At 68.4% G+C, this 20583-nt stretch carries 19 protein-coding genes; 8 read left to right on the plus strand and 11 right to left on the minus strand.

Features of this window, described 5'->3' with window-relative positions:
- Nucleotides 1-280 precede the first annotated feature (280 nt).
- From BLR04_RS38275 to BLR04_RS38290, 4 genes are all read right to left on the minus strand, one after another.
- The gene (locus tag BLR04_RS38275; protein WP_090774067.1) at nucleotides 281-952 is read right to left on the minus strand and encodes a hemerythrin domain-containing protein; all 672 of its coding nucleotides are present in this window, start codon (nucleotides 950-952) and stop codon (nucleotides 281-283) included.
- Nucleotides 953-1101: 149 nt separating this feature from the next.
- A complete protein-coding gene (locus tag BLR04_RS38280) occupies nucleotides 1102-2679 on the minus strand; it encodes a tannase/feruloyl esterase family alpha/beta hydrolase (protein WP_218129333.1) in 1578 nt (525 codons plus the stop codon).
- A gap of 167 nt (nucleotides 2680-2846) precedes the next feature.
- Complete coding sequence (locus BLR04_RS38285) at nucleotides 2847-4004, minus strand: sensor histidine kinase (protein ID WP_090774069.1); 1158 nt, start codon at nucleotides 4002-4004, stop codon at nucleotides 2847-2849.
- Between the two features lie 206 nt (nucleotides 4005-4210).
- Complete coding sequence (locus tag BLR04_RS38290) at nucleotides 4211-4951, minus strand: AfsR/SARP family transcriptional regulator (protein ID WP_218129334.1); 741 nt, start codon at nucleotides 4949-4951, stop codon at nucleotides 4211-4213.
- A gap of 289 nt (nucleotides 4952-5240) precedes the next feature.
- On the opposite strand from BLR04_RS38290, the gene BLR04_RS38295 reads away from it, so the two are divergent.
- Nucleotides 5241-6008, plus strand: a complete 768-nt coding sequence (locus BLR04_RS38295) for a maleylpyruvate isomerase family mycothiol-dependent enzyme (protein WP_090774070.1) — start codon at nucleotides 5241-5243, stop codon at nucleotides 6006-6008.
- Nucleotides 6009-6124: 116 nt separating this feature from the next.
- On the opposite strand, the gene BLR04_RS38300 is transcribed toward BLR04_RS38295, so the two are convergent.
- The 3 genes from BLR04_RS38300 to BLR04_RS38310 all read right to left on the minus strand — a co-directional run bounded on the left by BLR04_RS38300 (nucleotide 6125) and on the right by BLR04_RS38310 (nucleotide 9528).
- The gene (locus BLR04_RS38300) at nucleotides 6125-8107 is read right to left on the minus strand and encodes a hypothetical protein (protein WP_090774071.1); all 1983 of its coding nucleotides are present in this window, start codon (nucleotides 8105-8107) and stop codon (nucleotides 6125-6127) included.
- A gap of 239 nt (nucleotides 8108-8346) precedes the next feature.
- Nucleotides 8347-8715 (minus strand): VOC family protein, encoded by a 369-nt coding sequence (locus BLR04_RS38305; protein ID WP_090774072.1) that lies wholly within the window; start codon nucleotides 8713-8715, stop codon nucleotides 8347-8349.
- A gap of 39 nt (nucleotides 8716-8754) precedes the next feature.
- The gene (locus tag BLR04_RS38310) at nucleotides 8755-9528 is read right to left on the minus strand and encodes an oxidoreductase (protein WP_090774073.1); all 774 of its coding nucleotides are present in this window, start codon (nucleotides 9526-9528) and stop codon (nucleotides 8755-8757) included.
- 81 nt (nucleotides 9529-9609) lie between these two features.
- Here BLR04_RS38310 and BLR04_RS38315 point away from each other — a divergent pair, with 81 nt between their 5' ends.
- On the plus strand, nucleotides 9610-10188 hold the full coding sequence (locus BLR04_RS38315; RefSeq protein WP_090774090.1) for a TetR/AcrR family transcriptional regulator: 579 nt from the start codon (nucleotides 9610-9612) through the stop codon (nucleotides 10186-10188).
- Between the two features lie 211 nt (nucleotides 10189-10399).
- Nucleotides 10400-10756, plus strand: coding sequence for a hypothetical protein (locus BLR04_RS38320; protein WP_090774074.1), 357 nt, complete (start codon nucleotides 10400-10402; stop codon nucleotides 10754-10756).
- 118 nt (nucleotides 10757-10874) lie between these two features.
- On the opposite strand, the gene BLR04_RS38325 is transcribed toward BLR04_RS38320, so the two are convergent.
- The gene (locus BLR04_RS38325; RefSeq protein WP_245740994.1) at nucleotides 10875-11294 is read right to left on the minus strand and encodes a winged helix-turn-helix transcriptional regulator; all 420 of its coding nucleotides are present in this window, start codon (nucleotides 11292-11294) and stop codon (nucleotides 10875-10877) included.
- Nucleotides 11295-11388: 94 nt separating this feature from the next.
- On the opposite strand from BLR04_RS38325, the gene BLR04_RS38330 reads away from it, so the two are divergent.
- The 5 genes from BLR04_RS38330 (at nucleotide 11389) to BLR04_RS38350 (ending at nucleotide 15283) form a co-directional block, all read left to right on the plus strand.
- Entirely contained in the window at nucleotides 11389-12087 is a 699-nt protein-coding gene (locus BLR04_RS38330) for a DsbA family oxidoreductase (RefSeq protein WP_176903542.1), read from the plus strand.
- 212 nt (nucleotides 12088-12299) lie between these two features.
- Nucleotides 12300-13382 carry an alkene reductase gene (locus BLR04_RS38335; RefSeq protein WP_090774077.1) on the plus strand — a complete coding sequence of 361 codons (1083 nt, stop codon included), beginning with the start codon at nucleotides 12300-12302 and terminating at the stop codon, nucleotides 13380-13382.
- A gap of 307 nt (nucleotides 13383-13689) precedes the next feature.
- Nucleotides 13690-14367 (plus strand): nitrile hydratase subunit beta, encoded by a 678-nt coding sequence (gene nthB / locus BLR04_RS38340; RefSeq protein WP_090774078.1) that lies wholly within the window; start codon nucleotides 13690-13692, stop codon nucleotides 14365-14367.
- Entirely contained in the window at nucleotides 14364-14954 is a 591-nt protein-coding gene (gene nthA / locus BLR04_RS38345; protein ID WP_090774079.1) for a nitrile hydratase subunit alpha, read from the plus strand. The genes nthB and nthA overlap by 4 nt, the downstream gene beginning before the upstream one ends.
- Nucleotides 14951-15283 (plus strand): nitrile hydratase accessory protein, encoded by a 333-nt coding sequence (locus BLR04_RS38350; protein WP_090774080.1) that lies wholly within the window; start codon nucleotides 14951-14953, stop codon nucleotides 15281-15283. Before nthA ends, BLR04_RS38350 begins: the two co-directional genes overlap by 4 nt.
- Nucleotides 15284-15318: 35 nt before the next feature.
- Here BLR04_RS38350 and BLR04_RS38355 read toward each other — a convergent pair whose 3' ends face one another.
- The 3 genes from BLR04_RS38355 to BLR04_RS38365 all read right to left on the minus strand — a co-directional run bounded on the left by BLR04_RS38355 (nucleotide 15319) and on the right by BLR04_RS38365 (nucleotide 20560).
- Complete coding sequence (locus BLR04_RS38355) at nucleotides 15319-17415, minus strand: SpoIIE family protein phosphatase (RefSeq protein ID WP_176903544.1); 2097 nt, start codon at nucleotides 17413-17415, stop codon at nucleotides 15319-15321.
- 1097 nt (nucleotides 17416-18512) lie between these two features.
- Entirely contained in the window at nucleotides 18513-18998 is a 486-nt protein-coding gene (locus BLR04_RS38360; RefSeq protein WP_342672336.1) for a winged helix-turn-helix transcriptional regulator, read from the minus strand.
- A gap of 53 nt (nucleotides 18999-19051) precedes the next feature.
- Nucleotides 19052-20560 carry an amidase gene (locus tag BLR04_RS38365; RefSeq protein WP_090774082.1) on the minus strand — a complete coding sequence of 503 codons (1509 nt, stop codon included), beginning with the start codon at nucleotides 20558-20560 and terminating at the stop codon, nucleotides 19052-19054.
- Nucleotides 20561-20583 lie beyond the last annotated feature (23 nt).

The following is a 20583-nucleotide window of genomic DNA, read 5'->3' on the forward strand; positions in this document are numbered from 1 at the left end:
CGGGCAGCCGGGCCTTGGCCAACCGCCGGCCGGAGCCGTCCATGACCTCCACGTCGTGGTGGTCTTCGGCCCAGTCATCACCCACGAACAGTCGCAACGGTCCTCCCGTTCTCGATGCCGATCACCTTCAGCAGCCTGCGGGAGAACCATCAGCGACCTAATCAAGCAGTGCTCACGCCTCTGCGGGCGGGCACGACATCCCATCAGCGATCAACTCTCCCGGCCGACCGGCAGGGGCACGGTCTTTCACCAGGACTCGATGTCCAGGAACCCAGAGTGCTCACCTGTCAGCGGCTACCACCAGGAGTCTGCCGGATGGCTTACTCCCAGAACTGATTAGGACCGCGAGGGCGACGTGCGCCTGGTCGCGCATGGCGGGTACGAACTGCTGCGCCGGTTCCGGCAGGGCGGACAGGACGAGCGCGACCTCTTCCTGCGTGCCGACCTGGTCGAGGAAGCCCACGATCAGGTAGGCCGCCTCGGGCGGCGAGGTCGCGATGACCTCGTTCGAGAACGCGGCCCATTGCTGCGGGGAGACGTGCTCGCGCAACGCCGGCAACAGCAGCGGCTCCTCGTGTTCGAGATGCCGGTGAACGAGGGACCGGACCGCTCCTGCCGCGCGTTCGAGCCGCAGACGGTCCGCGCCCTGCACGACAGGCACGGCTTCGAGGGCGTCGAGTGCGGCGTCGAGCTCGTCGTGCTCCTCGCTCAGCACCGCGAACCGTTCCGCGACGTGGGGCGCGGCCGCCGCGATCATCGGCCACAGCAGACGGTCCTCGGTCTCGTGGTGATGGCGCAGATTCTTGACGAGGAACTCGCGCAGCTCCGCCAACGCCGGCAGGGGGACGGACGACAGGACGGCGGCCTCGGTCAGCAAGGTCGTGGCGCGGCGGTGGAATCGGTGGATGAGGCGGGTCTCGATGACAGCCTTGGCCTCGGTGGAAGTCGACATGCCAGCGAGCGTAGAAGTCACGTGAGGAGGTGACGTTGACGAACGATTGGCGGCCGGGGGCGGATGTCTCTTGCGGGAGACATCCGTTCGCCGCCCGGCCGTCCCAGCGAAAATGCCGCCTGCGCCGGACGGGGCGCAGGCGGCACGTCTCAGGAGTTCGTGCAGCGGTAGCTCGAGGCCACCGCGGGGTCACCGTGTCCGTTGTACCGGGACACCTGCGGATACGGGCAGAGGTCGCGGGTCACGGTCCCGGCAGGGTTCGCCGCGGCCAGGGTCCTCGGCGCCTTGCCCCGCTCGACCCAGTCCACCAGTGCGCCGAGCGCACGCGTCGGGGCCGCGCCGGAGCCGCCGGAGCAGTGCTCCACACCCGGGGCGAGGAACAGGCGGTAGAAGTCGTTCACCCGCTTCGCGCCGCCCATCTCGCGTTCCACTTGCTGCCGGTAGTACAGCGTGCCGCCGGGCGGGATCAGCTGGTCGTCGGCGCCCACGAAAGTGATCAGCTTGCCGCCGTCCCGCCGGAACTCGGACAGGTCAGGATCCGAGGTCCCGATGACGTCGTCGAACTGCTTGACCGACTGGCGGAACAGCTTGGCGAACTCGCTGTAGGTGATCTTCGAAGTGTCGAACCCCGGCTGCTTCTTCAGGAACGTCTGCACCCAGCCCACGGCCACGGGGAAACCGGGCGCGGACAGGTCGCCGTTCTCGTCGGCCTGCGTGCCGGCCAGCCACGTGGTGTCGGCCCCCTTCGGCAGGCCCGGCCACAACTTCCGGCCGCGCTCGTCGGTCGGACCGGCCCAGATCCTCCGCATGACCTTGGCGTCCGCGGCGGTCACGGTGATCTTCTTGCCGTCGCAGTCCAGCTCGGTGCCCACAAGCTTGCGGGGGTCGTAGCCGCACCTGTCAGGACGGTCGATGATGCCGTTGGCCACGCCGTCCTGCTTGTCGCAGGCCTTGATCGCGGCCTTTCTGAACGCGTCGAAGACGCACTTGCTGGGGATGTCGTGTTCCTGGTACATCACGATCTGCGGCCACAGGGTCGCGACCGCGAACTGCGCCCACTGCACGGCCGGGGCGTTCGCCAGGATGCCGTCGAAGTCCCCGGGATACTTCTGGGCTTCGGCGTAACCCTGACGCCCGCCGGTCGAGCAGCCGTTCCAGTACGCGTACGAGGCCGGCCGGTCGTAGAACCTCCGGGTCACGTCCTTGCCGACCAGCGCCGCCTCATGGACCGAACGCGTCGCGAAGTTCTTCACCAGGGGCTTGTCGAGCTCGCCTTCGGCGGTCAGCGCCCACGTGGTGTCGAGGCCCGTCAGGGCCACCCCGGCGTCGGTCGTCACGCCGCTGTAGCCGTCCTTGACGGCCTGCACCAGCGGCGCGCCGAAGTCGCCGGCGCTGTAGGCGCTCCCGCCGACGGCCTGGAGCCGGCCCGTCCAGCCGGTCTCCGGCAGCGCCACCGCGACCTTGACGTGGTCGTTCGCGCCGGGGTGGGTGAGCGTGACGGTGACCTCGCAGTACGGCGGCACGCCGGTGATGGGAGCGGGCGCCGACAACGGCGTGGACGGGAACGTGACGGTTCCCCCCGGCTTGCGCACCGCCTGTACCGACTCGACCGTCGCGCCCGCCGGGGCCGAGACCGGTACGGGGGCACATGTGACCGTGACGGCGCCGGCCGTCGCCGAAGGCGTCGCGGCGGACGCCGCCGGCAGGGCGAACGCGGTGAGCGGCACAGCCGCCGCTATGAGTATCGCTGTACGTATCATCGATTCCCTCGTGGTTGATGTCGCCGTCGAGCTGGTGAAACGTCGAGCTCGACGGACGAGTGCGGTCTCGTCCCGTCCAAGGCGGCGCGTTTCGAACACGCGGCGGGGCTTCCGAGCCGCTTCGACGAAGAAAGCTAGCCGGGGTGGGCGCGCCCGAGATCGACAGAACGTTGACGGCCTGGGATATACGCCCTGCACATGCCGGCGTACCGGCCCGATCGGGGTTTACGCGAGGGGGAGACGGAGGACGAGGCGCGTGCCCTGAGTGCTGTCCTCGATGCTGTCCTCGATGCGGAGGGAGCCGCCATGTGCTTCGGCGATCTGCCGTGCCATGGGCAGGCGAGGCCGGTTCCGCCGGCGTGCCGGCCGCGTGCGGTGTCCAGCCGGGCGAACCGCTGGAAGACGAGTTCGCGTTTGTCCGGATCGATGCCGGGGCCGTCGTCGATCACCTCCAGCATCGCGACGCCGTGCGGAAAGCGCTGCAGGTCGCGTTTGGCGCAGGGGGATCGCCGTACATGCAGGGCGATGGTGGGGCCGGCGTGCCGCTCCGCGTTGTCGAGCAGGTTCGACAGCAGACGCGCCAATCGCGGCCGGCTGCCCGTCACCATGACACCGGGTTCGAGGACGTACTCGAAGCTCTTTCCGGTCTCCGCGCGCCGCCCGCACTCCGTGGTCACGAGCTCGGAGAGGTCGATCGGTTCGCGTTCGCCCTGAACGTCCTCGGTCTGCTGCCGGGCGATGGTCAGCAGGTCGCCGACGATGGTCTCGAGCCGGTCGAGGCTGGGCAGAACGGCGTTCCCGACTCCTTGGATGCTGGTGTCCTCGGGCGCGTAGAGAGCGTCCTCGACCTCGGCGCGTATCGCCGCGACGGGGGTGCGCAACTCGTGGGAGGCGTCAGTGGTGAACGTGCGTTGCTGCTCCATCGCGGCCTGAAGACGAGCGAGGGTCTGATTGACGCTGTCGGCCGGCGCGCAGGTCTTATTCTGGCTCCTCGGTTGCGAGACGCGCTGCTCGGGGCACGTCTCCGTGATCCTGTCGAGCTCCGCGCGGATGGCGGTCACCGGCATGAGCGAAGCGGTGGCGCTGCCGCGGCCGAGCCCGGTGACGGCCAGCGCCGGCAACGCGGCCGCACCGATCACCGTCGCGGCCGGCTCCGCCACGAGATTGCCGGTGGCGAACCGATGGATGGCCATCATCACCGTGGCCGCCAGGAGCGCGCGGAGCACGGTCGCTGCTGTCGCGCTGAACACGGTGATACGAGTGGTGATCGACATGCGGTGCCAGGCCTTCATGGTCTTCCCCTGTCAGGGAAACGCACATGCCATGACATGTTGGGAATGACAGGTGCTCGTATCGGTATGTGACAGCTCAAGATGTCACCAGCGGAGCCGTTGCTCGTCCGGGACCTCATCGACGAACGTCGCCGCTCGACGCTGACGTCCGCCGGTGAGGCCGAGGTGCTGTGCGGGCGGCGGCGTGACGCGCAGGCGTCAGCGGTTCACACCAGGGAGACCGTATCGATCAGTGCGTGCGCGCGGCGTAGGCCGGGACCGGGTGACAGGCCCAGGTCGTCGTCCAGCAAGTGGGCGATCCGCTGGTACGCCGCCAGCGCCTCGGCCGGGCGGCCGTCTCGCTCGTAGGCCCACATCAGCAGTTCCCACAGCCGTTCGCGGTAGGGCTCCGCCGCCGTCGCGCGGGTGAGCCCGGCGATGGCCTCGCCGTAGTGGCCGAGCTCGATGTCGAGCGTCCACAGCTCTTCCATGGCCGCGGCGCGCAGCCGTTCCAACCAGGCGCGGCGGCCGCCGAAGAACGGCCCGTCCAGCCCGTCGAGTGCGGGACCCCGCCACAGCCGGAGCGCACCGCGAAGCAGGCTTGACGCCTCGGCGGCGTTCCCCCTCTTCCGTGCCTCGCGGGCGGCGGCGGTGATCCGGCGGAACGCCGTCACGTCGACCGTCCCGGGATCGACGGCCAGCCGGTAGCCGTCGCCCGCCGACGTGATCTCCACCTCGACGCCGTCGGCCAGCGCCCGACGCAGGCGCGAGATGTAGGTGCGGGTGGTCACGACGGCGCTGCGCGGCGCCTCGGGGCACCACAACGCGTTCACGATCTGGTCGAGTGAGACCTGGCGGCCCTTGTTGAGGAGCAGCAGGGCGAGCACGCCCCGCTGCTGCGGCGGGCCCGCGTCCACTTCGACGCCACCGTTCACGACACTGATCGGGCCCAGCAGCCCAAAACGCACCCCGAACATGATCATCCCCCTTCCGCGCCGCGGAGCCCCCAGCGAACCTGCCATGCACTCTAGGCGGGCCGACGAGCCCTCCATGACGACGTACACGCACACCGTCACTCGACGCACGCGACGGCGATCCGGGCATTCTCGCGCCGCCCGGAGATCGAGCACCCGGATCTCGGCCACGGAGGACAGGTCTTTCAGGGTTCCTCCGTGGTGGTGATGGTCCGCCCGCGACGGCGGCTGGGAAAATCGCTATCCGATTGCCTGCACGCGGTGATAGAGATTCACGGTGACAATGACGCTCGAGTTCCCCGTTGTGCTGCGACTGATCGACGAACGGTCGACTGCCTTCCGCGCCGCGATCGCCTCCGCGCCCAGCCTTGACGTACAGGTGCCGACCTGCCCCGAGTGGACGCTGTTCGATCTGGCGCAGCACATCGGCGAGGGGCGCCGCGACTGGGCCGCCACCGTCGCCGCGGGTCCTGCGCCGGCCAAGTCCGCAGCGGAAGGCGTCCCGGCCGTGCCTCGGGAGCGCGAGGCCCTGCTGGCCTGGTTGGCGGAGTCCACGGAGCAACTGGTGGACGCATTGCGGGAGGCCGGCCCGGATGGCGGTTGCTGGACGTGGTGGGAGACGTCGCAGTCGCCGCGGACCTGCGGTGCCGTGGCTCGGCACCAGCTCCAGCAGATGGCGGTGCACACCTACGACGCCCAGATCACGATAGGTGCTCCAGAGCCGTTGCCGGTCGAGGTGGCACTCGACGGTGTCGACGAGTTCCTGTCCACCTGCGTCGCGACGACAAGTGCCTGGCCGCACAAGCCCGCTGTCATCGACTTCCACGCCTCCGAGGGCCGCTCCTGGCGCCTTTCGCTCTCCGCCGACGGCGCACGGACCGTCCGCCTCCCCGGGCCCGGCACCGAGCCGGACGCCGCCTCCTTCTCCGCTCGGGGCACGGCGAACGAGCTGGTCCTCATCCTGCACAACCGCATCCCGATCGACTCCCTGGAGCTTGACGGCGACCGCCGTGTCTTCGAGCAGCTCAGCGCCTGGGACCCGGGTGCGTAGGACGCGACCGTGCGCCACCTCGTACGCGCGGGGTGACGACAGAGACCGGGGGTGCTGTGCTGACCGTGGCCCCGGCTCCTGGGTGACCACCTTGTGAGCGGCCGCTTCCGGTCGCGTCATTGGCGGGAGAGTGCGCGAGTGATGCCTGCCAGGATGGTCGTCGCCAGGACCCACCCTGCAGCGATCATCGCCGCGGCGAGCCACTGGTGTGCGCCGCGCGGGCCGAAGGCGCTCTCCTGCCCGAAACTGATGATCGGGAGGAGCAGGTCCAGGGTGTAGAGGAAGGCGTTGAAGGGGGGAGCCTCGCCCGGCTTGAAGGCCGGTGGCTGGTGGGCGGTGAAAACGACCGTGCCGACAAGGAGAAGGGCTGCGAGCCAGAGTGCGGCGCGGAAGGGTCGGTAGCCGTACCCGACGGTCCAGTCCTGCACGTATCCCCACAACCGCGCCCCGAGTTGTCGCCCCGCGCGGCGGCGACGCTGTTTGGCCAGCAGCACGTCGCGGGCAGCCTCGTCGTGGCCCTGCCGGCGGTAGACGGCGGCCAACTGCTCATAGGGTTGAGGTTGGTAGGCCTCCCTGGCCAGCCAGTCAAGTCGCTCCCGGACAGGCAGGGGAGCCTCCAGGCTGTCATAGGTGAAGCCGTTCATCAGGACGTGAGCAGGCCACCGGCTGGGAGCGTCATCGAGCACGCCGACCCGGCTGTGGCGAAGGTCGACGGCCCGCAGCAGTTGCGTCCGGGGCCCGATCTTCAGCGAAGCCGCGTCCACACCACGAAGGTGCAGGTCGCCGTCGATGGTGCTCTCCGTAAGGCACAGTGTGGCGGCGATCCGGGAGTTCCTGATCGAGACGTCTCCCGTGGCCGCGAAGCCTTCGCAGCAGTCGATGCCCCCGCCTGCGACCACCTCCCACAGGGACAGAACTCGCCCGCCGGCATTACTGAGGGCGGCACCGTGAAACGCCAGGCTGCCCTCGACCCGGGCGTTGACGATCACGATCTCCCCGTCGGCACAGAAGCCTTCGCTGCAGCTGAGCCTGCCCGTGACCCCCAGCCGGCGCAGCGAGAGCGCCGTCGCACCCGGGTTGGACAACGTCCCGCCGTCGAGGTTGACCGATCCGCGGACCTGGGTGGAGTCCAGAAAGACCTCTCCGTTCGCCACAAAACCCGGTGTGAGCCGCAGCCCGCTGCCGATCTCCATCAGCGGTGCGTTCAGCGCGCGTCTTCCCGGATTGGCGAGGCTCGCCTGCGCGAAACGGAGTGAACCGGCCACGCGGGCTCCGCGCAGAAGGACTTCACCTTCGGCCGAGAAGCCGTCGTCGATGCGCAGCCCGCCCTCGACACCGAGTCTCTCCGCGTTCAGGGCGATGCCGTCCGGGTTGGACAGCTGAGCTCCGCTGAAGACGCACCGGCGCCCTATCCGGGCGTCCTGCACGCTCAGCTCCCCCCAGGAGCGGAAACCGCGGGCACACGACAACCCGCCGTCGATGACGACCCCCTCGGCGGTGAGGCCGAAGCCGCCCGACCGCCCGACCCGTGCGCCATCGAGGGTCATCGTCCCGCCGATCCGCGCGCCGACAACGCGTAACTCACCGTCGATGACGGCGTTGGCGCACAGAAGATCACGGTCGACGGTCAGGCCGTCGGCGTGGACAGCCTGCTGTGCGTGGATCGCCGCGCGGCTGAGATTCAGCGTCCCGGACACGTGGGCCCCGGCGAGCTGGATCGGGCCGGCCATTTCGCAGCCTTCCAGGCGCAGTGCCCCGCCGATCACAGCGTCCACGGCGTGCAGCCCGGGCACATGGGAGGCCGCGAGGTCCAGCGGGCCGGTGCGGGCTCCCGTGAGGACCGGCGCTTCCTCGAACTCGCACCCGGTCAAGATCAGAGGGTGCTGTACGTCGGCGTACGACAGGTCCAATCGGCCCACGATCCGGGCGCCGGACAGGTGCACGCCAGGCGTCTGCCCTGCAAGGGGTTCCCGGGCGCCGAGCAACATCTCTGCGATGACCGCAGCCCGGACGGGAGCTCCGGCAAGATCCACAGGACGCGCTGCGGGAAATGCCTCCCAGAGGGCGAGTTCCGGCTCGGACAGATCCTCGATGATCACAGGACACTCCTGGAAGTTCGGTAAGGAGAGCCTCCAAGGTCATCGCCCGTCTTGGCAACCTTCATGCCCGGCCCATCGCTTGGATCGCGGCCGGAGGCCGGGGCCGACCTCGCCCTGCGCGACGGGACGGCGCTCGGCGCATGAGATCTGAGCCGTCGTCAGGCCGAAAAGTCCGGGTTCGTTGGTCACCTGTCACGCCTGTTCGTTCGTTTGACGGCAGGCGGTGAGGGGTGGCGGTCTCAGGCCGCGCGCAGGCAGAAGGGATGTCCGGCCGGGCTGGCGTATACGCGGCCGCCGGTGCGGGTTTCCGAAGTGATCTCCTCGGTGGGCCGCAGTCGGGTGGCGCCGGCGTCGGTGGCCGTGCGGTCGGCGGTCGCGAGGTCCTCGACGCCGAAGTCGAGGTGCATCTGCTGGGAGGTGCCGTCCGGCCAGCTCGGGGCGACGTGTTCGGGGGCGGACTGGACGACGATGACCGGGAGGTCGGGGGCCTGGATGAAGTGATGGGTCGGCGTGCGATGGATCGAGCCACCGAGCAGCCGGTGCCAGAAGGCGCTTTCCGCCTCGATCTCGGCAGCGTCGATGATCACGGAACTCAGGGTGATGGACATGGCGACGATCCTGTTCTTCGCGCTGGTACTGGTCGGTGCTCAGACGGTCGGGATGATGCCGCCGTCGACGCGGAACTGCGCCCCGGTGAGCCACTTCGCGCGGCCGGAGGCGAGGAAGGCGATCAGCTCGGCGACGTCCTCGGGATCCCCGGGGCGGCCCATGGGAACGTTCAGGTGGTCCACGATCTGCTGCGTGACCTCCTCGGTGGTCACGCCCTGCGCCTCGGCCATGTGCCGGAGGTGGGCGGTGGCGCCGTCGGTGACGACGAAGCCAGGAAGGACGCAGACCACACGCACCCCGTGCGCGCCGACCTCGGTGGCCAGTTCGCGACTGTAGGTGTTGAGCGCGGCCTTGGCCGCGGCGTAGGACGCCTCGGTGCGCTGGGGCAGTTGGCTCGCGATCGAGGAGACGTGCACGACGACGCCGGAGCCCTGCTCGACCATTCCCGGCACCAGGGCCCGGTCCAGGCGTACCGCGCTGAGGAGGTTCATCTCCAGGTCCGCCTGCCAGGATGCGTCGGACCGGCTCAGGGTCGGCGCCGGGGCGCTGGCCGCGCCGGCGTTGTTCACGAGCACGTCCACTCCGCCCACCTGGTCGACGACTCGGCGGGCGAGCTCGGCCACGCCCTGCTGCGTCGAGAGGTCCGCCGGCAGGAAAATGGCGCCGCCGTCCTGCTCGGGCCGGCTGCGGGAGGCCGTCAGTACGGTCGCGCCCGCGGCGACGAAGCGGCGCACGGTCGCCGCGCCCAGGCCCCGGCTGCCGCCGGTGACCAGCACTCGCAGGCCGTCCAGGCCCTCGTCGGTGTTCGGCATGGGAGATCTCCTCCGTAAGATGAACCTGACTCCGGAAACAGTACACGTAAACGGAGTCGGACTCACCTTATGGAGGTTCTCTTGCCGGCATCACGCCCGCTGCGCGCCGACGCGCGACGCAACCGCGAGGCACTGCTGTCCGCGGCCCGCCAGGCGTTCCTCGGCGGCGACACCGACGCGCACGTCGAGGACATCGCCCGCAGCGCCGGCGTCGCCGTCGGAACGCTCTACCGTCACTTCGAGACCCGCGAGGCGCTGATCGAGGAGGTCTACCGCAAAGAGGTCGACGACCTGTGCGCCGCGCCCGGCGTCCTGCTGGACCAACACACCCCGGAGGAGGCGCTGCGGCGCTTCCTGCTGTTGCTCGTGGACCACGCGGCGGTGGGCAAGGGGATGTCCATCGTGCTGGAAAGCATCATGGCGACGGACTCACCGGTCTTCGACGACGCACGCGCCCGTATGGCCGACGCCCTCTCCCTGCTGCTCGAAGCCGGCAGTGCGGCCGGCACCGTCCGCGACGACGTCACAGGATCCACCCTGCTGCGCGCCCTGGGCGGCATCTGCGGAATGCGCGCCACGGAGGGCTGGTTGGTCGAGGCCCGGCAGATCACCGCCCTCCTCTTCGACGGCCTCCGACACGGCGCCCCGCAGTCACTCTGAGCCAGGGGCCGCGCGCCGCCGACCAGGTCCCGCCCGTCACCCTGACCGCTCCCGTCGACGTCCTCGTCCAGCTCCGGCGGCCGGGACGCTGGTGGCGACGTTGTAGCGGCCGAGCACGTTGAGGTTGGGCCTGTTGCTGTCACCAGGTACACGCGATTGCGTTGTCCCTGATCAGAGCAGCCTGAACCTGGAGAAGGCCAACTTGCGATCAATGCGCTGCTCGGTCGCGGTGTCGGTCCAGCTCATCTCCGAGCAGTGGCTCGCCCCTGAGGTGCGGGCCGCGCTCTTCCGTGCGCTGCCCACGATCAAGGGCATCACCATGACCGAGGACGTGCCCGTTGCCGACGGACGGCGAGGCGTGGCCTTCAGCCTCGACGACGACGGGGCGCGGCAATCGCTCGTCCTGGACCCGCAGACCTTCCGGTATCTGGGCACCAACGCGACGCGGCTGCAGGACCGGACGTACGAGCGCGCCGACGGCAGTAAGGAGACCTTCAAGGCAGGCACGGTGAGCCTGACCGCGCAGGTGGAAGCCACGATCGTGGACCAGCCCGGCCAACGCTCCTGATCGCAGCAGAATCAGGCCCGACGACGATGATCAGGGCGGCGGTCCAACCAACGCCCTGGTACACCGCACTGCCAGGGAGACCCCGGTGTTGCAATCACCTGGCGTCAACGCCTTGAGTTCAGTCCGTGCCCGCCGCAGAGGCCGACCCCTGGGCGAATACCGTGCGATTGTGGTGGATCTCCTTGTGGTTGTCCACCGCCCAGGCCGCCAGGTCGAGTACGACCCCCAGCAGGCTGCGGCCGAGGGGCGTGAGCTCGTACTCGACCCGAGGCGGGACCTCGGGATACGCCGTGCGTGACACGATCCCGTCCTGCGTCAGTTGTCGCAGGGTGAGGGTGAGCATCCGTTGCGAGATCCCGGGGATCGCGTAGGCGAGCTCGGAGTAACGCAGCGCGCCGGCCTCGAGGGTGCCGACGATGAGAACGCTCCATTTGTCCCCGATGCGGTCAAGGACATGACGGATGAAGTCCGCCTCGTCGTCGTTCCAGTGGGAGCAAGGGCCGGGCACCTGCCGGACCGCGGAACGTACACCTTCCACGAGGCCTCCTCTACGCACATTGATGTGCATTTTGTAACGATTTTGATTCTCACACATGATGTGGTTACACACAAATTGTGCGAGGAGAGCGCGAATGCTTGTCGAGATGTGGTCAGACATCATCTGCCCGATCTGCGGGGTCACTCAGCACCGGCTCCGGAAGGCGGTGGCCGAGTTCGAGCACGGCGACGAGGTGGAGGTGATCCACCGCTCCTTCCAGGTCCACCCTGGGATACCGCCCGAGGGCATCACCCAGACTCAGCTCAGCCGCAACGCGGGCATGACGGTCGCCCAGATGGAGGCGATCCTGCGACCGGTCGAGATCTCGGCCGAAGCCGAAGGCTTCGGTGACTACCACGCGATCGACCGCACGCTCGGGCCGACCGACCTGACGCACGAGCTGCTCGCCTACGCCACCGAACAGGGCAAGCACCACGAGGCGTGGGTCGGCATGTTCAGGGCCCACTTCGGCACCAACCGGCAGCTCTGGACGCTTGAGCAGTTGGTCGACTTCGCCGGCGAGATCGGCCTGGACCGGGATGAGGCCCGCGCTGTGCTCAAGTCGCGTCGCTACCGGCGCCAGGTCGAGGACGAGCAGGCGCGTGCCCAGCAGATGGGTGCGCACGGCACGCCGTTCATCGTGATCGACGGGAAGTACGGCATCGGAGGAGGAATCGGCACGCCCGCGCTCGTCCGCGCCATGGAGCGCGTATGGGCGGAGACCCGGCCCGCGCTGAGCATGCCGTTCGGCGAGGGCGATCAGTGCGGGGTCGGTGGCGGCTGCGCCAGCTGATCGCGCGACCAGAGTCGGACCCCTATCGCAGGCCGCGGCGACGGAGTGTGCACCTTCAACAGCTGCATGTCCCCAAAGACAACTGATCACAGATGGCCTGACGCCACTGGTCGCGGGAGCCGAGCGGCCTTGGGTCACGAATCGAGGCAGGAACTGCCGCCGCTCACCCCGCCAACGCCAATCAGCATCAATCCCTGAAGGAGCTACAAGTCATGCCAAAAGCGTTCGAACCGGTTACTGTCGGGCGGTGCACCGCACGCCACCGGGTAGTCATGGCCCCGATGACGCGCAACCGAGCGTTCGGGTCGGCAACGAGTCCCACTGAGCTGATGGCGACCTACTACGCCCAGCGCGCCGACGCAGGGCTGATCATCACCGAGAGCACCCAGCCCTCGCCCATCGGCCAGGGCTTCCCGAACACACCAGGCCTGCACAGCGCCACACAGATCGAGGGCTGGCGGAAGGTGACCGCCAGGGTGCACGAACGGAACGGTCTCATCTTCGCCCAGTTGATGCACGCCGGACGGGTCGGCCACCCCAGCCTGCATGAGGACGGATCAATCCCTGTCGGCCCATCGCCGGTGCTGGCGGCCGGGAGGGTGTTCACCATGGACGGCCCGCAGGAGTTCGTCACCCCACGCCCGCTCGACCGGGCCGGCATCCGAGGGACCTTGGCGGACTTCGCGGCGGCCGCGCGCAACGCGATCGCCGCAGGCTTCGATGGCGTAGAACTCCACGCAGGTAGTGGCTTCCTGCTGCACCAGTTTCTGGCAACGAACGCCAACCAGCGCGACGACGAGTGGGGCGGTGACGTCCAAGGGCGGATCCGCTTCGTTGTCGAGGTGGCCGAGGCCGTCGCGGACGCAGTGGACGCGGACCGTGTCGGCCTCCGCATCACGCCGGGCGCCACCTACAACGACATCGTCGAGGACGGCCTCCATGACACCTACCTCGGGCTGGCCGACGCGCTCGACTCACTCGGCCTCGCCTACCTGCACGTCGCCGAGGGCTCTGACGCTGAGCTCGCCCACCGGCTGCGGAGGCGCTGGAACGGAACGCTGATCCTCAACCCGTACACGCCCGGCTCCTATACCGGGCCGGAGTCGCTGAAGCTCATCGAGACCGGCGCGGCGGACATGGTGTCCTTCGGCGCGCTCTTCATGGCCAATCCAGATCTGCCGCGGCGGCTGCGCCTCGGTGGTCCATTCACCGCTCCCGATTACACCCGGGCCTACGGCGGTGACCATCGCGGCTACACCGATTACCCGACGCTTCCCCCGGCGCACGCAGCCTGACACGGTCGCCCAACCAGCCAAGCGAGGAACGGCCATGGGCGGGCTGATCGGTTGGAGTCCCTCACGCGGCCCAGGCGGGAGGTCAACGTACAGAAGGTGGGATGTGGGACCCGCGCCGACTGAGGCTCTCGTGGTTTGGCTGCTGCGGTGTCGGCCTTTGCGGCTCGCAGTGGCCACTCCGCAGGTGGTCGTGATGTGAAACCACCTATACTGGTTTCAGTTCGCCACCGCGATAGGGGGCGGTGCTGATGTCACGTACATCGGCGGCGACCCTGTCGATCATCCGTTGTACGGAAGACGTGATGGCATGGAAGGGATCGCCGACCTGGGCGGCACCACGGGCTGGGGCCCGGTCCGCCCGCCACGACGGGACGAACCAGTTTTCCCCGAGCGATGGAACGCCCGGGCGTTCGCGTTGACACTACTGGCCATCCGGGTATCCGGCCGGAACGTCGACGCGTTTCGGCACGCGCTGGAACGTCTCGACCGCAACGCATACCTCGACGACGGCTACTTCGGCCGATGGCTCAATGCAGCCGAGTTGATGCTCACCGACAGCGCGATTCTTGCGCCCGGCGCAGTCACAGCAAGAGCCAGGGTCTTGCGCGGTGAGCAGATTCCGGAACCACCGGCGCCCAAGCCCCGCAAACCCGACTACAAGCCCACAGCCGAGGGCTCGCTGCGGACCGTTGATGCCCCTGCCGCCTTCGCCGTAGGGGAGCGAGTGCGGGCGAAGAACATGTCGCCGACTGGGCACACGCGGCTGGCCGGTTACGTGCGGGGGCATGCGGGGGTGGTGGCGGCGGTTCAGCCGGCTGCGCTGCTTCCGGACACGCACGCGCATTTTCTGGGGGAGAACCCGCAGTACGTCTACACGGTCTGTTTCGACTCGCGTGAGCTGTGGCCTTCCGGGTCCGGGACCGACAGTCGACCCTTCAAGCTCACTGTCGAGCTGTATGAGAGTTACCTGGAGCAGGACTCATGACCAGCGACGATTCCACGCCGTCCGCTGCGTTGCGCACGGAGGCGCTCGAACAGCTTCTCGTTGAGCGCGGCCTGGTTGATCCGGCTGTGGTCGACGGCATCATCAACACCTACGAGGCCGACATCGGGCCACTCAACGGTGCCAAGGTGGTCGCCAAGGCGTGGAGCGATCCGGATTATCGGCGCCGGCTGCTCGAAGACGGCACTGCCGCCCTTGGGGAGTTGGGGTTCATCGGCACGCAGGGCGAACACATCGTGGTGGTGGAGAACACCGACAAGACGCACAACGTTGTGGTCTGCACGCTGTGCTCCTGCTACCCGTGGCCGGTTTTGGGCCTGCCGCCGAGCTGGTACAAGGATCCGGCCTACCGCGCGCGTGTGGTGCGCGAACCGCGGGCGGTGCTGTCGGAGATGGGGCTCGACCTTGATGACGATGTGGAGATCATCGTCCGTGACTCCACCAGCGAGGTGCGGTGGCTGGTTCTGCCTCAGCGTCCCGCCGGGACCGAGGGGTTGACGGAAGAGCAGTTGGTGCCGCTTGTCACCAGGGATGCCATGGTGGGCGTGGCTAAGGTGGCCGCGCCGTGAGCGCGCCGCTGGACATCGAGGGCCCGGCGGCCCCGCCGCGCTCGAATGGGGAGTTGGTGTTCGCTGCACCATGGGAGAGCCGCGCCTTCGGCCTTGCGGTCACTCTCCACCAGGCGGGCGCGTTTGCCTGGTCCCATTTCCAGGTCGCGCTGAGCGCCCGGATCGCTGCCTGGGAAGCCGCTCAGGACAACGACTGGAGTTATTACGAGCACTGGCTTGCCGCTCTTGAGGACGTGCTCGTCGAGAGGGGGGTGCTGGCGTCTGACGACGTCACCGCCCTTGCCCGGGTGCTGGCGCGACGCCCGACCGGACACGACGACGACCACTGACCGAGGCCTGGCCCGGCGGAGGAAGCTTCCGCAGCTCACATCGACCGCTTTCCTTCCGGCAGACAAGTCGGCTTTCGCCCAACCGCCTCATGAAGTGGCCCCGACACCCTGGTGGGTCCGGTGCGGGCTACGAGGAGGGCGATGTCGTCCTCATGGGAGGATCGTCCCACCAGGGCGTCGATCACCGAGGTGCACAACTGTTCCAGCGGGGGCGCCACCCGGGTGAGGGTGGTGCGAAGGCGCTCCATGCCCGCCTCGATGTCCGCCTCACGGGTTTCGATCAATCCGTCGGTGTAAAGGACGATGAGCGTGCCCGCCGCGAGTCTGAGCTGCAGTGACTCGTAGGTGCCCAGGCCGAGTCCAAGTGGGGGGCCTTTGGGCAGGTCGGCGAAGAAGACATCGCCGGAGGGGTCGATGACTGCCGGCGGGGGGTGGCCGGCGGTCGCCATGGTGCACTCCTGGCTGGCCGGGTCATAGACCGCGTACAGACATGTCACCAGCACCTCGGCGGACGGCCCGTCGCCGCATGAGTCCTGCTCGTTCAGGACGACCATGTCGTCGAGTCGAGCGAGGAGCTCGCCGGGGGACAGGTCCATGATCGCGAGGGTGCGCACGGCGGTGCGAAGCTGTCCCATGGTCGCAGCGGCGTTGATGCCGTGTCCGGCCACGTCGCCGACCACCAGGGCGATTCGGCCGCCTGCCAGAGGGATGGTGTCGAACCAGTCGCCTCCAACGCCGTCGCGTACGTCGGCGGGCAGGTAGCGTGAAGCGACCTCGACGGCGTTGCCGCCCGACAGCTTGCGGGGGAGGAGCCGGTGCTGCAGCGCAAGGGCGGTGGCGCGCTCGTGGGTGTAGCGGCGGGCGTTGTCCAGGCTGAGCGCGGCGCGAGAGGCGAGGTCTTCGGCGAGCATCAGGTCGTCCGCGGTGAACGGTGAGGGGTTGCTCGTGCGGACGAAAACGGTGATGCCCAGGATCTCGCCCCTGGCCTTGAGCGGCACGATCATCAAGGTATGCATACCCGTGCGATGGATGATCTCCAACCGCGTAGGGTCCAGATCGAGCCAGGTGCCGCGCGAGGCGTCCAGCACGGATTCGAAGTGGGGTCGGCCCGAGGACAACACCTTGGTGAAGGGCGATGCTGGAGGGGCGAAGACGGCGTCGCCGAGCCGCCACAACGATTCGGGAAGCCCTGGGTGAATGGAGGCGACACCGACTCGCCTGACGATAGGGATGCTCAGTGCCGTGGAGTCGAGTCGCTGCAAAGGTTCGCTGTCCGGCAGGACGGAGTCGGCGAGATCGACCGTGACGTAGTCGGCAAGGGCCGGTACAGCTAGGTCGGCCAATTCCTGTGCGGTCTTCTCAATGTCGAGCGTGCTGCCGATTCGGGCGCCGGCTTCGATCAGGAGTTTCAGGCGCCGACCCACTCCGCTGCCCGTGATGTCTGTGACGTACGCACACAGTCCCACCGGAGACCCGTCCAAGCCTTCGAGACGGAACGCGGAGATGGAGAAGGTTCGCTTTTCGCTTCGGCCGGCAGAGGTCCGCAGAACCTTTCTGCCGATCATGGGGCTACCGTCGAAGAAGATCTGCTGCATCGCCGTTGCCAGGCTGTCATCGCTATTCCCCGGTAGGCCATCCCCGCGGTCAGGACACAGGAGACTGCCCAGCTGGTGGTGCGAGAAGAAATCCTGCAGACGCTTCGCAGACTCATTGAGCCAGACGCACCTCAGCTCACTGTCCCAGAAGCACATCCCCACGGGGGACTGGCTGACGAGCGGCTCCAGCGCTGAGAGCCCTGCGGCCGCGGATGTCGCCGACAGGAGCCAGGACGTCGTCCCGTCGGAGTTGCTCAGGCGGGACCCTTGAAGGTGCAGCAGAACCTCGCCGCCGTCGCGATGGCAGGCTTCGGCGAAGGTGGACCAATACTCCTCGTCACCGATGCTTCTGAGCCAGGCCGAGATCCGGTCCCCGCGGTCAGTTGGTCTGAGAAAGGCAGAGCTGGAATGGTGCAGGATGTCCTCCGCCCGGTATCCGAGCAGTTCTTCGGCGGCTTGCGACCATCCGATCACGGTTCCTCCCGCATCGATCACAGCGACGGCAGTGGTTTCCCTTGCCGTCGCTGTGCGCGCCATGGGGTATGAGGCCATTGAGTCGGCACTCAGCCGGGCACGTCGGGGTTTGCTCATGGGTTAACGCCTCCACTCTTTGAACGCAGCCATAGCCCTCCCGGTACGCGGACAAAGGAGCATGTTGCACGCACCGCTTCACGGCCTGGTGGCAGGAGCGTCAGATCGTGCTGTTACGTCGCGCTTCACCTGGTCGGGCCGACGCAGCCTGCCGAGAGGGTCTGAAGCCGCTCTTCCATGGCGGGCTGCCAGAAGACGAACCCCGCCCAAATGGTTGTCTTCGACATAGATGTCGCCGCAGTTGGCTTGTGCGATGGGACAGGCGATCGGCAATCACAGGCCTCTCCCCTCTTCGCTCCGTATCGAGAGTGCCGCGAGCGGCGACTGCGATGCCCCATGCCGGGCAAGATCGGTTTGGAGGGGGGTGCGTGCTACGCAATGCCTGCCGTTGACACCGAGCCGTGGACGTCGCGTACGCAATGCCGCCGATCGATGTGGCCGCGTGTCGATGGGCCGACGGCATCAGCCGCATTCGTGCGTCAATCGACGACCGTGATTCTCGCCGGCAGTGTCTGCGGATTCACCCCGCGAGGGCCTGGCGCTGTCGCCAGCCTAGCTGGATAGGTTTCAAATAGCAACCAGATGCCGTCGCGGGTAATCCGGAGACGGCGCCGCGGCGCTCAGGCATGTGTGCCGTGGCGACGGGATGTCGGGGCTGCGAGCCGGCCGTGGTTGTGGATGAGCTTCTTCGACATCACAGAGCTCAGCAGCCCGAGGGCGAGAAGGATCAGTGCGAAGTCGTGGGCGCCAAGAGTGCGATGCCGGCCGTTCCCGTCAGACCTGATGCCGCACAGTGGCCAGACAAGTCGCTGATGCGTTCAGGTCGATGCTCACGGGCGATCCGCCGATCGGGCGGTGCCGGAGCGGGGCCAGGTTCGCCCAATCGCAGGTACCCCATGCGAATAGCGCCACCGCGCGCCGTGAGGATCTTGAAACTCGGTTTCCGGTGTTCCTTGACGCAGTCCCCACGGGACTGGTGAAGGTTTTCTGGGAGTGCAGCTCAGATCGTGTGGCCACATCTGGCGGCTGGACGGAGCCGGCGCTCAGTCGCTGGACTTGCGCACTCGCGTATCGTCCGCGCGGACCGTCGAGCCATCCGGAGTCATGTAGGTGAGCCGGGGGATGGGCTCATCGGTGGTCCGGTCAACGAGACGGACGTAGTCCTCGCCGGGTGCGTAGGCGTGTTCCTGGCCCCACTGGCGAAGGCTCACGACCACGTCGAAGAGGTCTTTGCCCTTGCTCGTGAGGACATACTCCCGGTAGCTGCTGCCGTCGGAAGCCGGCTGGATCGCGAGGATGCCGGCGTCGACGAGATTGCGGAGCCGGTCGCTGAGGATGTTCTTCGCGACCCCGAGGTTGCGCTGGAACTGGCTGAATCGGCGGATGCCGTCGAAGGCATCGCGAATGATGAGCAAGGACCACTTGTCGCCCACGAGATCGACGGTCCGCGCGACCGGGCATCGCGGGCTCGTCCAGGCCCTGCCGCCGCTCATGATCTGGAACCTCCGATGGGTTGCGATCTGAACCACCCTGGCCAGGGTGGTTTCAGTTTACTTCCAGCTTGCCCGCGCCGGCGCGCGCCCTACTTCCCGTGGGCGCACAAATCGCGTGGGCCCGCCGCCGGGTGTGCGGCGGGCACAGGTTGAAACCCCCCGAACTCTCGTTCGAGCAATTCGGCGAACCGCAGGGGTGTGCGGTCTTCGAAGAGCGGGCCGATCAACTGCACGCCGATGGGCAGTCCGTCATCTGAACGGGCGATGGGCGCGACCGTGGCAGGAAGGCCGGGGGTGCCGGCGATGCCGGGCCACACGAGCTGATCGGCGTAGTCGTGCGGGACGCCATCGATCGGGATGGTGCGCGTCCACTGGTCCGGGCTCTGGTCATGGACGAACGCCGTGGTCGGCGCCGCCGGGCACAACACGATGTCGAACTCGGTGAACAGCTCGCTCCAGCGGGCGCGGTGCCGGGTCCGGAGCGTGTCGGTCGTGACCCAGTCACGGTGGCTCAGCACCGCCCCGCGGGCCCGTGCGGCGGCGAGGCTGACGTCGTCCGGGTCGATATGTCGCGCGGCCGCGACGGCTTGCGTGTAGAGGACCGGCGGGTACCCGGCGGCGATGGTGGCGAGCAACAGACGCATGTAGAGCCGGGCGGCCTCGACCAGATCGGGCAACAGGGCGCTGTGGCGCTCCACGCTGACGCCTGCCGCGGTCAGGTCGGAGGCGAGACGGTCGATCGTGGTACGTACCTCCGCCGACGTCGGGATGAGGGGGTGGGTGTCCACGACGAGGATTCGGTAGCCGGCCAGGTCGTCGTGACGGGCCGGTCGGAGCGCGAGCCGGTGGGCGATGCCGGGTCCCGTCTCGTCCGGGTCCGCCAGGAGACCGAACATGGCCGCGAGGTCGCCGGCGCCGCGAGCCATAGGGCCGATCACTGTGAGATCCCGGTCGTAGGCCAGCGGTGGGGCGGGCGGCGGCGTGTGCCCGCGCGAGGGCAGCAACCCGAACGAGGGCTTATGCGCGTAGACGCCGGTGAAATGCGCGGGTATTCGCAGCGAGCCCGCGATGTCCGAGCCGATGGACACGGCGCCGAAACCGGCGGCGAGCGCCGCCGCCGACCCGCCGGACGAGCCGCCCGGCGTACGTTCGATGTTCCACGGGTTGTTCGTCGTTCCGTGAAGGGGGTTGTACGTCTGGAGGTCTCCGAGGGCCACGGGCACGTTCGTCTTCCCGAGGATGACGGCGCCGGCGGCCTTGAGCCGGGCGACCGCGACGGCGTCCTCCGCCGGGACGAAGTCCTTGAACGCCGGGATGCCCCACGTCGTCGGCAGCCCGGCGACGTTGAACGACTCCTTGACCGTCATCGGAACCCCGAGCAGCGGCCCGCGCTCGCCTCGGGCCCTGGCCGCGTCAGCGTCACGGGCCGCGAGCAGGGCGCGTTCGAAGTCGCGTACCGGGACCGCGTTGATGTCGCCGTCGTGGCGCTCGATCCGCTCGATCGCCGCTTCAGTGAGTTCGACGGCGGAGACGGTACCGGCGTCCATCGCTGCGATCAGTTCGGCCGCTGTGGAGTAGGCGTGGTCAGGTGTGCTCACGATCGTCCTTTGCCGGGGCGCGA

This window comes from Nonomuraea maritima (genome assembly GCF_900100395.1).
In the GTDB taxonomy this organism is placed as follows: domain Bacteria; phylum Actinomycetota; class Actinomycetes; order Streptosporangiales; family Streptosporangiaceae; genus Nonomuraea; species Nonomuraea maritima.

Coding starts and splice junctions, on each gene's coding strand:
- BLR04_RS38275 (WP_090774067.1), bottom strand. CDS start 952: ATGTCGACTTCCACCGAGGCCAAGGCTGTCATCGAGACCCGCCTCATC.
- BLR04_RS38285 (WP_090774069.1), bottom strand. CDS start 4,004: ATGAAGGCCTGGCACCGCATGTCGATCACCACTCGTATCACCGTGTTC.
- BLR04_RS38295 (WP_090774070.1), top strand. CDS start 5,241: ATGACGCTCGAGTTCCCCGTTGTGCTGCGACTGATCGACGAACGGTCG.
- BLR04_RS38305 (WP_090774072.1), bottom strand. CDS start 8,715: ATGTCCATCACCCTGAGTTCCGTGATCATCGACGCTGCCGAGATCGAG.
- BLR04_RS38310 (WP_090774073.1), bottom strand. CDS start 9,528: ATGCCGAACACCGACGAGGGCCTGGACGGCCTGCGAGTGCTGGTCACC.
- BLR04_RS38320 (WP_090774074.1), top strand. CDS start 10,400: ATGCGCTGCTCGGTCGCGGTGTCGGTCCAGCTCATCTCCGAGCAGTGG.
- BLR04_RS38330 (WP_176903542.1), top strand. CDS start 11,389: ATGCTTGTCGAGATGTGGTCAGACATCATCTGCCCGATCTGCGGGGTC.
- BLR04_RS38335 (WP_090774077.1), top strand. CDS start 12,300: ATGCCAAAAGCGTTCGAACCGGTTACTGTCGGGCGGTGCACCGCACGC.
- nthB (WP_090774078.1), top strand. CDS start 13,690: ATGGAAGGGATCGCCGACCTGGGCGGCACCACGGGCTGGGGCCCGGTC.
- nthA (WP_090774079.1), top strand. CDS start 14,364: ATGACCAGCGACGATTCCACGCCGTCCGCTGCGTTGCGCACGGAGGCG.
- BLR04_RS38355 (WP_176903544.1), bottom strand. CDS start 17,415: ATGGCGCGCACAGCGACGGCAAGGGAAACCACTGCCGTCGCTGTGATC.